The following is a 14,270-nucleotide window of genomic DNA, read 5'->3' as shown; positions in this document are numbered from 1 at the left end:
AGAATTTTACTAATATCAAACACAATGATACACTTAGAAATAAAAAAACCATCATCATATTTCTATGACGATGGTACTGACTCTAAATATGTCGGACTATCTCACCAACACTAGATTATAAAGAGCCATTAAGATTGGGTATTTCCTTTTATTTATTTTCGTTAATGTCGTGGAGTAAGGACAATTTCAAATCATAAAGTTTTTGCGACAAATCCACGTAATACTGGTGCGGATAATGCAGACGCTTTACTTCATCCCACATTGTTTCTAGTTCTCGTTTCGAGTAAACAGCAATATCATCCAAGTGAGGGAGTGAATAAACACACTTACCATTCACGAAGATTGGAACTTGAAGTTCACGTACTTGATAATTCGTTAAGGTCTTTTTCTTCCATGGTGCTGCAGGATCGAAAATTGTTATCGCATCTGTTGGGATGATCTCATCGGCAAGGGCTATATAGTCGGCGAGCGCTTTTTCGCTTGCATTATCATAAAAACGGTAGAGTCGTTTATGACCTGGGTTTGTGATTTTTTCTATATTTTCCGAAACTTTAATTTTGGGAATGATAGCCCCATCACGTTCCTGTGCAACAAGTTTGTATACACCGCCAAGGACTGGTTCAGATTTGGAGGTAATTAAGTTTTCGCCAACTCCGAATTGATCAATTGCTGCGCCTTGATAAATTAAGTCATCAATTAAGTATTCATCAAGCGAGTTTGAAGCCATAATCTTGCAATCCTGAAGTCCATTTGCGTCGAGCATACGACGTGCTTCCTTTGATAAATATGCTAAGTCTCCAGAGTCAAGACGAATTGCCTTAAGGCGGTATCCATTTGGTTCCAGATATTCTTTAGCAACTTTGATTGCATTAGGAATACCAGATTTCAAGGTGTCATAGGTATCGACTAAGAAGACAGAGTTGTCGGGATTGTTGCGAGCATATGTCATAAATGCATCCAGTTCATTATCATGAAGTTGGATAAAAGAATGGGCCATGGTTCCTGCAACATATGCACCATATTTATGACCGGCTAACGTGTGTGATGTTCCAACTGCACCAGCGATAATCGCTGCACGTGCGCCATCTAGTGAGGCGTCAAATCCATGCGCGCGACGTGCACCAAATTCGAGAACCGTGCGCCCACGAGCCGCATTAACAATACGACTTGCTTTTGTCGTTACTAAGGTTGAATAGTTTATTGAAAGTAACAAAATCGTTTCAATGAGTTGCGCTTCGATGACTGTACCACGAACTGTTACAAGTGGTTCGTTTTGGAAGACGACTGTACCATCCTCGACGGCCCAAACATCAATGTTAAGGTCCATTTCAAGTAAGTAATCCAAGAATTCTGGATCATCAAATCCTTGTGTTTTTAAATAATCGATATGTTCTTGTTGGAATTTAAAATTGTTGATGGCTTCAATGAGTTTTGATAAACCATTGAAAATCAAATATCCTCCTTTATTGGGGATTTTTCGTGTGAACATGTCAAAATAGACAATTTCCTCATGACGTTTTTCTTTAAAATATGTATACGCCATTGAAAACTCGTAGAGGTCTGTTAAGAAAACAGAATCTTTAGGTTGAATCATGATGTCACCATGCTTTCTATTTAATTGTGATTGATGTACAATTATAGCATTATTGTATCATTTTTAGGAGCGTATAACATGATTGAACACACTAATCTGGCAAATAATATTCACATCACTAAGATTTATGAACCAAAATTTAAAGAGGTATTGATTAATTTGAAAGTAGTTTTCGAGTTAAATGATCAACAAAACACCGTCGCAAACATTTTAAGTAGAATGATGAACGACCGTACTACTGCTACACCTACGAAAGAACAGTTGCAAAAACGTTTGGACTTTATGTATGGTACAAAAACAAGTAGTAATACATATACTGCTGGTAAGTATCAAGTCATCGACATTGCCGTTAAAAGTATTCATGCAAAGTTTACAGATGAAGATGTACAGCAAGCACAAGTTGACCTTTTAGCGGATATGTTTTATGAAGTGCTTATCAATGAAGAGACAGTAAATGAAGCCAAAGATGGTCTGCGTTTGCATCATGCTCGCATAAAAGAAAGTAGCGCTCATTATGCACAACAACAAGCATTTTTGAATGCTGCACCCGATTCACTATTTTCAGTTAACTCATTTGGGACGCTTGAAGCAATCGAAACGGTCACAGTTGACATGGTAAAATCTTTTCACCAAACACTCGTTGAGGAAGCGTTTAAGTCCATTTATATTGTTGGAGATCTTCGGGACATTGATGCCTCGCGTTTTAATCAGGGATTTTCAAACAAAATAGAAACCCCACTTATTTATCCCGAAATCACAGAAAGAATGATGACCCAGCATCATGCAGGTGGTCAAACCGAAATCGTCTCATTGTATGCTACAGACATTGATCCATACCATGATCTGTATGCGGCGTATTTAGTATTTATTGCATACCTCGGACAATTACCGTCATCACTGCTGTTTCAAAATATACGGGAGAAACATAGTTTGGCGTATTCAATTTATGCGTCACGGCAACTTTTTGATGGTGTCATGATTATTGCGACAGGTATCAACGATCGTAATCTTGACAAGACACTAACTCTGATTCAGGAACAATTTGAAATCATGAAGCAGGAATCACTGGATATCCAACCTGCGATTCAATACCTTAATTTAGGTTTGGAGGGTACTACAGAAAATCTTAAACGGATTGCAGACCGTCAATTTAGAAATGAATTATTAGGTGTCGACGAAAGTATTGAAGCACTACAAGAGAAAATAGCTAATGTAACAGTTGAACAGGTGAAAGAAGTTATTGATCACTTGGGTGCGCCATTTACTTATGCGTATCGTGCTCAGGTGGAAGGAGAGAATAATCATGAATAAAATTGACAACAGCTTTAATGAATCAGTTTCGACATTTGTAACAGAAAGTGGGTTGTATACATATATTATTCATCATCCTGGATTTAAACGCTCTGCGGCTGTATATGGTACGCCTTTTGGAGCACTAAATATACAACAACGTAAAGATGGCGAAACTATAGAACACAAGAAAGGTGTCCAACATTTCTTGGAACATAAATTGTTTGAAGATGAAGCTGGGGACATTCTGTCTCAATTCGCAGCGATTGGAGCAAGTGGAAATGCATTTACATCCTATGAACAAACATTTTATTACTTTGGTCATAATGGTGCGATAGAAGCGCCGCTTTCCTTGCTGTTAGACTTCGTAAGTTCTTTTACAGTGACTGCAGACAGTGTCGAAAAGGAAAAAGGAATTATCGTTGAAGAAATGAAAATGTATGAACAACGACCCATAACACGACTTATCAATGAAACCTATCGGAATGCATTACATCAATTTCCATTTATCTATGACATTGTTGGAACAGAAGAGAGTATTAATGCAACGACTCTAGAGGATCTTCGTAAGGCCTATGACCTGAACTATAACGATAGTCGGATGGTTCTGGCTATTGTTACACCGGAAGATCCTGAGATCGTAAAAGAAATTGTTGAACGAAAAACTAAGAACCACATTAAAGTTGAAAGTCAGGTAGAAGATATTTACCCTGATGAACCACTTGAGGTAAAACACACACGTCGCGAGATTTTTGAAAATGTAGAAACAGCTAAAATGAGTTTGTCGTTTAAGCTTCCATATACAGGAACAAGTCTTCAAAAAGAAGAGTTTCTATTTGATATGCTCTTAGAAATGAATTTTTCAGAATTGAACCCACATTATCAATCATGGCTGGACGAAGGTGCGATATCACACTCATTTGCATACGGAACTGAAGTTCAAAATGCCTTTGTTTTGATTACTTTTTTTAACGAAGGTACCGAATACGCACGTTTTGAAGAAATAATTAATGCCCAGATGGCACACCTTATTGCAGATCAAGAACAGTTCGATCAACTCAAAAAAAGATACTATGGTGAGATGGTCATGTCGTTATCGAATGCAGATGATTTAGCCGTTAATGTTGCTAGAGAACATTTCCAAGAAATGCACTATTTTAGCTTCTTAAGCATGGTTCAAGCACTAACCTTTGAGGATATTCTCGAAATAAAAACTAAGGTCAAAATCGACAATTCAAGTTTCTTGTTGATGTCCCAAAATCAATAGAGAGCGCAATGCCATTAGATCAAAAGCAGTGAATTTCACTGCTTTTTTGGTGTTTGCAAATCAAAAATGATTTCTTTAGTCTAAGCGAAAAGGAGGTGACATATGAATGTTGTCCAAACAGTCGGATATTTACACCGACTCCCCGAAAAAGCAGTAAACCATACAGTACAAAACTATGCAGACTTTGAACTTGAAGTGACTTCGAATTTCCGACAATCTGATGGATCGTTTTTAAACACAATCCTTCCAATGCGAATTTGGAAGGGTGGATGTCTAGAAATTCTCGATCATGCGAAAATAAACGATATCATGTCTGTGAAAGGACGGCTTGAATTCATCAATGGTGAAATGATGATAATTGCCGAACATATCGAGTACTTACATCCCAAGTAGTATCTTTACGAAGGTTTTTTTTGTATAATAATGTATAGGTGATAAAATGAAAAACTATTTAGAAATGATGCGTTTTGTTCGAGATCATGGACAAGACCGCGGTGATCGTACCGGAACGGGAACACGTAGTGTTTTTGGCTATCAAATGCGCTTTAATTTACTAGAAGGATTTCCGCTCCTCACAACGAAGAAAGTTCACTTTGCTTCTGTTGCGAAAGAGTTGCTTTGGTTTATTAGTGGTGACACCAATATTCAGTGGCTTGTCCAAAACAATGTACGAATTTGGAATGAATGGCCGTATCAAAAATTCATAGCATCTAAGTCCTATAATGGTGAGACCATGGCTGAATTCATTGAACGAATTAAAACTGATGACGCTTTTGCGAAACAGTTTGGTGATTTGGGACCAGTCTATGGAAAGCAATGGCGTGATTTTAATGGGGTTGATCAATTGAATAATGTCATAGAACAAATCAAACACAATCCTAATTCACGACGCATCATTTTAAGTGCATGGAACCCTGAATTCATTGAAGAGATGGCGTTGCCACCGTGTCATGCGTTTCTACAATTTTATGTTTCGGAAGACAAAAAGTTGTCGCTTCAATTGTATCAACGAAGTGCAGATATCTTTTTAGGTGTTCCATTTAACATTGCATCCTATGCATTATTAGTACATATGATTGCGAAGGTGTGTGATCTCCAAGTTGGTGAATTTGTTCATTCATTTGGAGATGCACATATCTATGCCGATCATTTCGATGCCGTAGAAACCCAATTGGCAAGAGACGTTCGTACGCTACCTCAATTAGTGATTCATGGTAATCAAACGTCAATCGATGACTTCTCTTATGAAGATTTCGAGATCGTAGGTTATGATCCACATCCGCTGATCAAAGCGAAGGTTAGCGTTTAATGTACATTATTATCGCTGCCGTCAATCAAAAAAATACGCTAGGACTAGATGGAAGTATGCCTTGGCATAACAAAGAAGATTTGCAACATTTCAGAAATACGACGTTGCATCAAAAACTAATTATGGGTCGCAAGACATATGAAGGACTCCCTAAGAAACTCGATAAACGTGATATTTACGTCGTGACTCGTGACACAACCTATCCGAACGCGATTCATGATTTACAAGGTTTCTTGAAAGATCATCAAGAAGACAAGGAAACATATTTTATTGCAGGTGGTGGTGAAATTTATCTCCAAAGTATGGCATTTGCTGATAAATTAATCATTTCTAAAATTGATAATGAAGTTGAAGGTGATACCTTTTTCCCAACGATTGACTTAGAAATGTTTGCCTTAACTGAAATAAAGCATTTTGAGACTTTTGAATTAAATATATACGAGAGGAAACAACAATTATGAGAATGGTCGATATCATTGAAAAGAAACGAGATGGCTTAACGCTAACGCAAGAAGAAATCAAATTTTGGATTGAAGGTGTTACAAATAATACAATACCAGAATATCAAACAAGTGCCTTACTAATGGCAATTGTTCTAAAGGGAATGAATGTTGAAGAAACAACTGTACTTACCGAAGCGATGCTTCACAGCGGTGATATTATTGACTTAACAGCAATTGCTGGAAAAAAAGTAGACAAACATTCAACCGGCGGTGTAGGTGATAAAACTACGATTATTTTGAGTCCGTTAGTTGCTGCTGCAGGCGCCAAAGTTGCGAAAATGAGCGGACGTGGTTTAGGTCATACTGGAGGTACGCTCGATAAACTTGAAGCAATCCCTGGATACAACATCTCTTTAACATCAGACGCATTTATCAAACAAGTAAATGACATCAATGTTGCGGTTGTGGGTCAAACTGGAAATCTAGTTTACGCGGACAAAGTGCTTTATAGCTTGCGTGACGTAACAGGAACCGTTAATGCTTTACCATTAATTGCATCATCAATTATGTCAAAGAAATTAGCTGGAGGTGCGGATTGTATACTTCTTGATGTTAAGTATGGCGAAGGTGCCTTTATGAAAACTGTGGAAGATGCACGTCAACTTGCAGAAACAATGATTCAAATTGGTCAAAACTTAGGCCGTGAAGTAAATGCGATGTTGACGAATATGAATCAGCCACTTGGAAATGCAATTGGCAATGCATTGGAAGTCCGCGAAGCTGTTGAAACACTGAAAAACAATTGTCCCAAAGACCTTGAAGAACTCTGCCTCGTTGCGGCCGGATACATGTTATTCCAAGCGCAATTTGTAGATTCACCAGAAAAAGGATACGATATGGCTTTGGAAACACTTAGAAGTGGCAAAGCTTACGAGGTATTCTTAAGTTGGATTGCTGCGCAAGGTGGCGATATTTCAGTCTTTGAAGATCTCGATACCTTCACACATGCAACCAATTCAAAAGAAGTCGTTGCAAATAAAGAAGGATATCTCCATGATCTGAAAGCTATGGAGCTTGGCCTAGTTTCTATGCATCTTGGTGCGGGTCGTCAGACGAAAGAAGACACAATTGATTACAAAGCTGGAATTATGCTTTCACAAGAAGTTGGAAATAGAATTAAAGTCGGGGATGTTCTTGCAACACTATATAGTGATCAAGAAATTCTTGAATCACATGTACAGGATGCAGTAGCATGTTTTGAAATTAATAACGATACAATCGAAAAACCAGAATTAATTGCTGCAATCTTATAACAACGAAACAATAATGAAATGGAGTCACTCATGAACTTTGAAGTTACACTCGAACAATTCAATGGTCCTTTGGATCTCATGCTATACTTGATCAAGGATAAGAAACTTGACCTTTTTGATTTAAATATCCTTGAACTTGCAAATCAATACATTACCTTTATTAACCAAGCACAAGAACAAAAACTTGAAGTTGCGAGCGAGTACATGAGTGAGTTAGCGGGGCTTATTGAATACAAAAGTAAACGCCTGTTGCCTCGCGACAAATCAGAGTTGGATGCGAATGCTGTAGACGATGCAGAAACCGATTTAGTACGCCGATTAGTCGAATATCAACGTTATAAAGATGTCAGTATAGAACTGGCACAACGATATGAAGAACGATCGAAGCAATTCTCTAAACCTGTTTCTGCGGGTCTCTTCAAGCAATTACGTCAAGAACTCAATGACACCATTACTTACGAACAGACACCGTATGACTTAATGAGTGCAATGACAAAAGTCTTGGAGCGGTTTAAAATTGCAAATCCACAAGATGTTTCAATTGAGAGAGTTGAACTTTCGGTTGATGATGTGATTGAGGATTTACGTCGTAAATTTACAAACGATAAAGTGTACAAATTGGAAACACTCTTACAAGAGTCCTATTCACTTCAACATTTACTCGTAAGTTTTTTAGCAGTGCTAGATATGCTGCGCATGGGAGAACTCAGAGTAAACTTCCAAGGTGATGATGTCTTTTTAAGAGGAGGAATATAAATGGAAAATCTCGGAATAATCGAGGGGATACTCTTTGCATTTGGTGACGAAGGCGTAGATCGTGAACAATTAATGCTTGCGATGAACCTTGATGCAGAACAACTCGAACAATTAATACAAAATTATAAAGAAAGCTTAGATGCTCAATCACGCGGACTTGAACTTGTCGAATTTGGCGGATTGCTAAAACTTGTTACCAAAGAAGCACTTCACGAAGTGATTACGGATATGTTGGAATTTAAGAAAAATCGTCAATTATCTCAAGCTGCTCTTGAAACCTTAGCAATCGTTGCGTACAAACAGCCGATTACACGAGTTGAAATCGAAGAAATTCGCGGCGTTAACTCGGATATGATGATGCGTCGTTTAGAAGCTCTTGATCTTGTGAAAGAATCAGGCCGCGCCGAGACGCCGGGAAGACCGATTCTCTATGAAATTACAGACTCATTTATGGATGTCTTTAAGCTTACATCCCTAAAAGAACTACCAGAAATAAAACTAGAAATGTTGGATGAAACTCATGAACTCTTCAAATCAAGCAATTAGATTACAAAAATTTATCGCCCAAGCTGGTGTTGCATCACGTCGCAAAGCCGAAGAATTGATCGCACAGGGCAGGGTTAGCCTTAATGGCAAAAAAGTTACTGAAATGGGAATCCATGTTGTTCCGGGCGATGAAGTCCGTGTTAACGGCAAATTAATTGGCTCAGAAGCTCAAAAGGTTTACTATCTCTTAAACAAACCAAAAGGGATTGTGTCGACGGCCAAAGATGAAAAAAACCGTACGAATGTTACCGACTTTGTACCAGATCATCAACGTGTTTTCCCTGTTGGTCGTTTAGACCGTGAGACAACCGGCGCATTGATTCTAACTAATGATGGTGAATTTGCGAATTTTATGACGCACCCTCGCTATGACATGCCTAAAAAGTACCGAGTAAGTGTTGATGGAAAATTAACACGCGCAATATCAAGTCAGCTGGAATCGGGAGTTATGATTGATGGTGTTGAGTATAAAGGAATTGAGTTTGAAATGGTAACTTACGATTTAAAGAAAAATCGCAGTCAATTTACCGTAACCTTGCATGAAGGAAAAAACCGTCAAATTCGAAAGATGTTTGCTCACTTCAAGATACCGGTCCTAAAGTTGCATCGATATGCAATTGGATCGTTAGAACTTGAAGATATGAAAATTGGTATGTATCGAGAATTACGACCATTCGAAGTAAAAAAACTATTATTAACAGCAAAGGGTGAGATTTAATGCAACAATTTTTTGTTGAAACGTTGAGTGCGCCATACCTTTCGCAAGACCAATGGAATCAATGCAAGAAAGTATTGAGAATGCGAAAAGGCGATCAGATTCGAATTGTCGACAACAATGGCCGTGGGATTCTTGCTGAGTTTAATAGCGACGACCTGACGGAAATTGTTGAAGTTGATACACTCGAATGGAAACCAAAGAAACGTACACTAAGACTTATTGCATCATTAATTCGAAACGAACGGTTGGAATGGATGATTCAAAAAGCTTGTGAATGTGGTGTTGACGAAATTGTTCTTTATAGTGCAGATCATGGCGTTGTTCGTGATTTTGGTAAACGTGCTGACCGAAAGTTAGAGCGTCTAAATCTGATTGCTAAAGAAGCATCAGAACAATCGTATCGCCAACATGCTATAAAAGTTGTAAATCTAATTGGAAAACCACAAATAAAAGAATATTTATCAGATTTAAATGTCTTTGCAGATATCGGTGATCAACCGCACTTGTTAACAGTATTAACAGATGAGGTTTCATCCGTTACTGCAATCGTTGGACCTGAAGGTGGCTTTTCACTAAAAGAGCGCGATTATTTTAAAGATATAGGATTTAAAGAAGTGAGCTTGGGACATAATGTGTTGCGTGCAGAAACAGCGAGTCTCTATATTGCGAACATGCTTTCTGCTGCGGAGGTGATTTAGTGGGACTACTTCAAAAATATCATAAACAAAAACCGGTCAAAATGATGATTCGAAAATATGATTCATTATCGAAACAATACGCCTTAAACTTGAAGGCTAAAGAACCCTATGATTATCTGAAATTGTCATTGTTTGAAACGGCGTTAGCAAATAAGTCTACGATTGAACAGACTTTTGAAGCAATTCGTTCAAAGAATCTTGATATGTGGGAGAACCTTTCCTTCAATGAGCGTAATTTTATCGTTAAATGCGACAATGCGACTCAAAAGGCTAAAATGAAGAAGTTCATTTTCGAAGAACAAGCAATTTACATCCCATTTTTCGACAAGTTACTCAATACGTTGTATGATCGTGAAACAGCAATTTTAGAATTACCTCAGTATTTTAAACTGTACAATGATTTTAATGCACGAATTCAATTAGATTTATATGGTTTTGAACCTTATAAAGCGAATATGTCGTGTGCTCATTGCATTGCCAGTGACGCAACTACAATCGTGCTTTATGATAAAAAACAGGGGGTTTTTTATAAAATCTCTGATAGTGAATTCACCCAGTATCCAATCTTGCAAGGAATTCCAGTTGAACGCGAACTGTTAGAAACACTTGGGCACGCTTTGCTTGAACAATCGGACACAAGCAAATTTTTGGAATTGTTAATCCAACACGAAATGATTTCAAAACGATGTGTTAAAAAGATTGAAAAATTGAAAAAGAAGGACAAGGAAATAATGCTATGAAAAAACTCAGCGAACTCACAAATATAAAAAGTGATCGAATGATCGAAAAGCTGGTGCTTGATTCGCGAGACGTTGTTAATAACGGAATGTTTTTTTGTTTAGAAGGATTGACGGTAGATGGCCACGACTATGTTGAAGGGGCCATTGCAAATGGTAATGTTGCCATTGTCCATTCAAAACCGCTTAAATATATAGATGGTATAGATTACATACAAGTTCCTGATGTCATGACAGAATTACATACGATAACGTCGCTTTTCTACGATAATCCATCCGAAAAACTCTATATCTATGGCATAACAGGTACTAATGGAAAAAGTACGACAATGAAGACTGTTCGCAACATTTTGGATCGCTTTGGCGTAAATGCCGGTTACATTGGAACCATTTCAGTGGAATATGGTGACCACAAATTCTCTCCTAGTTTAACAACTCCAGATATCGTAGAGTTGCAATCATACCTTCGTGATATGGTTGATGAGGGTGTTACAGAATTGTGTTTGGAAGTATCCAGTCAAGGTCTCGCTTTACGTCGCATTGAATCCATAAAATTCAACAATGCATCATTTACAAATCTTACGCATGATCATTTAGATTACCACAAGACCATGGAAGATTATTTCCTAGCAAAAAAAATGTTGTTTGATAGTATGGGTCCTGAAACGTTTAACGTATTTAATACTGATGACGATTACAGTCAACGTTTGATTGCAATGAATTACCCACATACGGTGACGTATGGCATTGAGAATCAAGCGGATTATATGGCCAAAGATATTGAATTATTTGACCGTTATACTCGCTTTACCTTGGTGCACAAAGGTGTAGAATATCCTGTCGAGACAAGTTTTGTTGCAATTTTTAATGTCTACAATATGCTTGGCGTTATTGCAATTTTGAATCAACGTGGTTATTCGATTGAAACGATTATTCCAGAATTGAAGGACATCGAACATGTCGATGGTCGCCAGACAATTGTCGATGAGGGTCAAGACTTTAAAGTCTTTGTTGACTTTGGTCATGCGCCAGACAGTATGAAGAATGTCTACGAATTTGTACGTACAGTGACACCTCCTGGCAATAAAATCATTACGGTTTTTGGCGCTGCAGGTGCACGTGATCATCTAAAACGCCCAATAATGGGAAAAGTAAGCTCAACTTTAACTGACCATGTTATAATAACAGAGCATGACAACCGCAATGAGGAAGTGGTTGACATTACCCAAGATATCATTTCAGGGATGCCCAATGATAATTATGAGTTTGTGCCAATCCGTTATGATGCCATTGAGAAGGCATTGAGAATGGCAAAACCTCATGATTCAGTGGTTCTCATTGGAAAAGGTGAAGAGAAATTCATATATCGAGCATTCGGTAAAGAAAAATGGATGGGTGACGAAGTCGCTGCATCAGAAATTTTGAGGAAAATGAAAGAGGAGGAATAACCATGGAACTCAATCAATATATCGATCACACGCTTCTAAAACCAGAAGCAACACAAGCACAAATTATTGCATTGTGCGAAGAAGCAAAACACTACAACTTTATGAGTGTGTGTGTAAACCCTGTTAATGTTGCGCTTGCTGCAAAAGAACTTGCAGGAACAGATGTTGACGTATGTACAGTTGTTGGTTTCCCATTGGGGGCAACACCATTAGTAGTTAAAGCATTTGAAACAAAAACTGTTTTAGAAGATGGTGCAACCGAAGTTGATATGGTCATTAACGTCGGTGCATTAAAAGAAGGACGTCTTGATTTCGTCGAAAATGAAATTCGTGAACTAAAGAAAATTGTCGGCGAAAAAGTATTAAAAGTAATCATTGAATCATGCTTATTAACTGACGACGAAATTGCAACAGTGTCACAACTTGTTGTTAATGCAGGTGCAGATTTTGTTAAGACATCAACAGGCTTTAATAAAGAAGGGGCAACTGTCGATGCAGTACGCATTATGCGTGAGACCGTCAAAGATAAAGCAGGGGTCAAAGCTTCTGGTGGTGTTCGTTCACTTGAAGAAATGAATGCAATGATTGAAGCAGGAGCATCCCGTATCGGATCATCATCAGGTGTTGCGATTATGGAAGGTCTAAAATCAGATAGTGACTACTAATGATTAGAGGTTCACTATAATCTCGTGTTGGTGAGATAGTCGGACATGTTTAGAGTTAATACCATTATCATAGTAATATGATAATGGTTTTTTTATTTCTAAGTTCACGATTGTCTTCTATATTTGCAAAATTCTAAATCTAAAGTTATAGAAATACCTATATCCGAAAGCAATACGTTTTGTAACTCTGAGGAGATTGTTTGTTTATTTTGTTTTCAAACCTGAGTAAAGATATGTTGAACATAGTTCTCTTGTTTTTAAGGTTTTTAAGCCATCTCTCATTGATTCATCGAGATGATAATTTGGTCTGATAATCAAATCTGATAATGCGTTTTGTTCCTATGCTTAATAGCTTGTTTTGAATTTTGACAAAGGCAGTATGTATTATCAAATCCTTGAGAAAGTCGTAATAAATTGTCAATAACTTGTCATGCTGTCATGAGGTACTTGTAACCCGTAAGTTTTCGATAGTGATGATTATCTAAACTCGTGGATTATTTGAGAACGAGCTTACACTAGCATCTAAGATGGGCATGATATCTCGGATTGTGTTTCATGACGTGTATTCGAGTTGAATTTAAAACTTTATCAGTGTGATGTACGATAGGGAAACGTTCTTTTGTGATTTTTGCGTTGAGAAATAGCGCCACATGAACTTGATGTAGGGCTCGTACATATCAATGCAAATTGTTTTCACCTGCTCTTTAATATCGAGAGGTGATTAGAAGAAGTTACTTTTGACGAAACTTAAGCATCTGTTTTGAAGGTAATCAATCCCTTTTGCATTGGATGTATTCTTATTGATGTAGGTCATCATATGATGGACGGGTGATGGACGGGTGATGGACGGGTTTAAATGACGGATTCAATGTTTTTAAGTCCTACGAGAAATGATATGGCTTTCTGATACTTCTTACATAGAAAATGAATTTTTGGAATCTAGAATTGATACTATTTTTGTATTTTATAATATAGGATGTTGATATTCATTAAGTTGTATTTGAGGTGAGAAGGGATGGTTACGGTACTTTCAGAGGTAACGTTTTTTCTTGAGGCGAAGAAGTGTTCGGCGATTTGATACTCGTGGCATTTTTAATAGTGACACATTTCGATAGATTTTGATGATTGTGAAGTCTTCATTGACAATATAAAAGTGCGGATAAGAATTGCGAGAGGAAGTGTATCATATACTAGAAGTTAATGAACACAATTGGAATCAAAAGTTATGTTCGTTTCTTTATATTAAGTGTAAGTCGAATAGAATTAGTGAAGGACATAGATTCTAGCATCTTTCTTGGAGTGTAGTAACCTAAATAAATCATGTATGTAATCTATGTCTTTCATTATGTTATAAAATAAACATGAAAAAGTTCTGATGATTTTTTCACAGGTAGAAAAATGAATGGTGCAAAATCTCAAATAGAAATGACTCGATTGTCTAACGGTATTAACATAACACTTGCAAAAATACATATATATTGATATA

At 37.4% G+C, this 14,270-nt stretch carries 14 protein-coding genes; 13 read left to right on the top strand and 1 reads right to left on the bottom strand.

Annotated elements, in window-relative coordinates:
- Positions 1 to 148 precede the first annotated feature (148 nt).
- A complete protein-coding gene (locus GVV20_RS09555) occupies positions 149 to 1,594 on the bottom strand; it encodes a nicotinate phosphoribosyltransferase (RefSeq protein ID WP_159741639.1) in 1,446 nt (481 codons plus the stop codon).
- A 78-nt stretch (positions 1,595 to 1,672) separates the two neighbouring features.
- Here GVV20_RS09555 and GVV20_RS09550 point away from each other — a divergent pair, with 78 nt between their 5' ends.
- The 13 genes from GVV20_RS09550 to deoC all read left to right on the top strand — a co-directional run bounded on the left by GVV20_RS09550 (position 1,673) and on the right by deoC (position 12,784).
- Positions 1,673 to 2,905 (top strand): M16 family metallopeptidase, encoded by a 1,233-nt coding sequence (locus GVV20_RS09550; RefSeq protein ID WP_159741640.1) that lies wholly within the window; start codon positions 1,673 to 1,675, stop codon positions 2,903 to 2,905.
- Positions 2,898 to 4,151 (top strand): EF-P 5-aminopentanol modification-associated protein YfmH, encoded by a 1,254-nt coding sequence (gene yfmH, locus GVV20_RS09545; protein ID WP_159741641.1) that lies wholly within the window; start codon positions 2,898 to 2,900, stop codon positions 4,149 to 4,151. Before GVV20_RS09550 ends, yfmH begins: the two co-directional genes overlap by 8 nt.
- Positions 4,152 to 4,253: 102 nt before the next feature.
- Positions 4,254 to 4,544: a hypothetical protein gene (locus tag GVV20_RS09540; protein ID WP_159741816.1), complete on the top strand. Its 291-nt coding sequence runs from the start codon at positions 4,254 to 4,256 to the stop codon at positions 4,542 to 4,544.
- Positions 4,545 to 4,590: 46 nt separating this feature from the next.
- Positions 4,591 to 5,460, top strand: a complete 870-nt coding sequence (thyA, locus tag GVV20_RS09535; RefSeq protein WP_159741678.1) for a thymidylate synthase — start codon at positions 4,591 to 4,593, stop codon at positions 5,458 to 5,460.
- On the top strand, positions 5,460 to 5,921 hold the full coding sequence (locus tag GVV20_RS09530) for a dihydrofolate reductase (protein WP_159741679.1): 462 nt from the start codon (positions 5,460 to 5,462) through the stop codon (positions 5,919 to 5,921). The genes thyA and GVV20_RS09530 overlap by 1 nt, the downstream gene beginning before the upstream one ends.
- Positions 5,918 to 7,216: a pyrimidine-nucleoside phosphorylase gene (locus tag GVV20_RS09525; protein WP_159741680.1), complete on the top strand. Its 1,299-nt coding sequence runs from the start codon at positions 5,918 to 5,920 to the stop codon at positions 7,214 to 7,216. Before GVV20_RS09530 ends, GVV20_RS09525 begins: the two co-directional genes overlap by 4 nt.
- A gap of 30 nt (positions 7,217 to 7,246) precedes the next feature.
- Positions 7,247 to 7,972 carry a segregation and condensation protein A gene (locus GVV20_RS09520; protein ID WP_159641428.1) on the top strand — a complete coding sequence of 242 codons (726 nt, stop codon included), beginning with the start codon at positions 7,247 to 7,249 and terminating at the stop codon, positions 7,970 to 7,972.
- The gene (scpB, locus tag GVV20_RS09515; RefSeq protein ID WP_159648548.1) at positions 7,973 to 8,518 is read left to right on the top strand and encodes an SMC-Scp complex subunit ScpB; all 546 of its coding nucleotides are present in this window, start codon (positions 7,973 to 7,975) and stop codon (positions 8,516 to 8,518) included.
- Positions 8,493 to 9,236, top strand: coding sequence for a pseudouridine synthase (locus tag GVV20_RS09510; protein WP_159741697.1), 744 nt, complete (start codon positions 8,493 to 8,495; stop codon positions 9,234 to 9,236). Before scpB ends, GVV20_RS09510 begins: the two co-directional genes overlap by 26 nt.
- The gene (locus GVV20_RS09505) at positions 9,236 to 9,934 is read left to right on the top strand and encodes a 16S rRNA (uracil(1498)-N(3))-methyltransferase (RefSeq protein WP_159812597.1); all 699 of its coding nucleotides are present in this window, start codon (positions 9,236 to 9,238) and stop codon (positions 9,932 to 9,934) included. Before GVV20_RS09510 ends, GVV20_RS09505 begins: the two co-directional genes overlap by 1 nt.
- Positions 9,934 to 10,674: a hypothetical protein gene (locus GVV20_RS09500; protein WP_159741062.1), complete on the top strand. Its 741-nt coding sequence runs from the start codon at positions 9,934 to 9,936 to the stop codon at positions 10,672 to 10,674. Before GVV20_RS09505 ends, GVV20_RS09500 begins: the two co-directional genes overlap by 1 nt.
- Positions 10,671 to 12,119 carry a UDP-N-acetylmuramoyl-L-alanyl-D-glutamate--2,6-diaminopimelate ligase gene (locus tag GVV20_RS09495; RefSeq protein WP_159741061.1) on the top strand — a complete coding sequence of 483 codons (1,449 nt, stop codon included), beginning with the start codon at positions 10,671 to 10,673 and terminating at the stop codon, positions 12,117 to 12,119. Before GVV20_RS09500 ends, GVV20_RS09495 begins: the two co-directional genes overlap by 4 nt.
- 2 nt (positions 12,120 to 12,121) lie before the next feature.
- Positions 12,122 to 12,784 carry a deoxyribose-phosphate aldolase gene (gene deoC, locus GVV20_RS09490; protein WP_159741060.1) on the top strand — a complete coding sequence of 221 codons (663 nt, stop codon included), beginning with the start codon at positions 12,122 to 12,124 and terminating at the stop codon, positions 12,782 to 12,784.
- Positions 12,785 to 14,270 lie beyond the last annotated feature (1,486 nt).

Source organism: Erysipelothrix aquatica, from assembly GCF_009828775.2.
Lineage (GTDB): Bacteria > Bacillota_I > Bacilli_A > Erysipelotrichales > Erysipelotrichaceae > Erysipelothrix > Erysipelothrix aquatica.
Note: the sequence above shows the minus strand (reverse complement) of the source record. Positions and strands in the feature narration are given on the sequence as shown.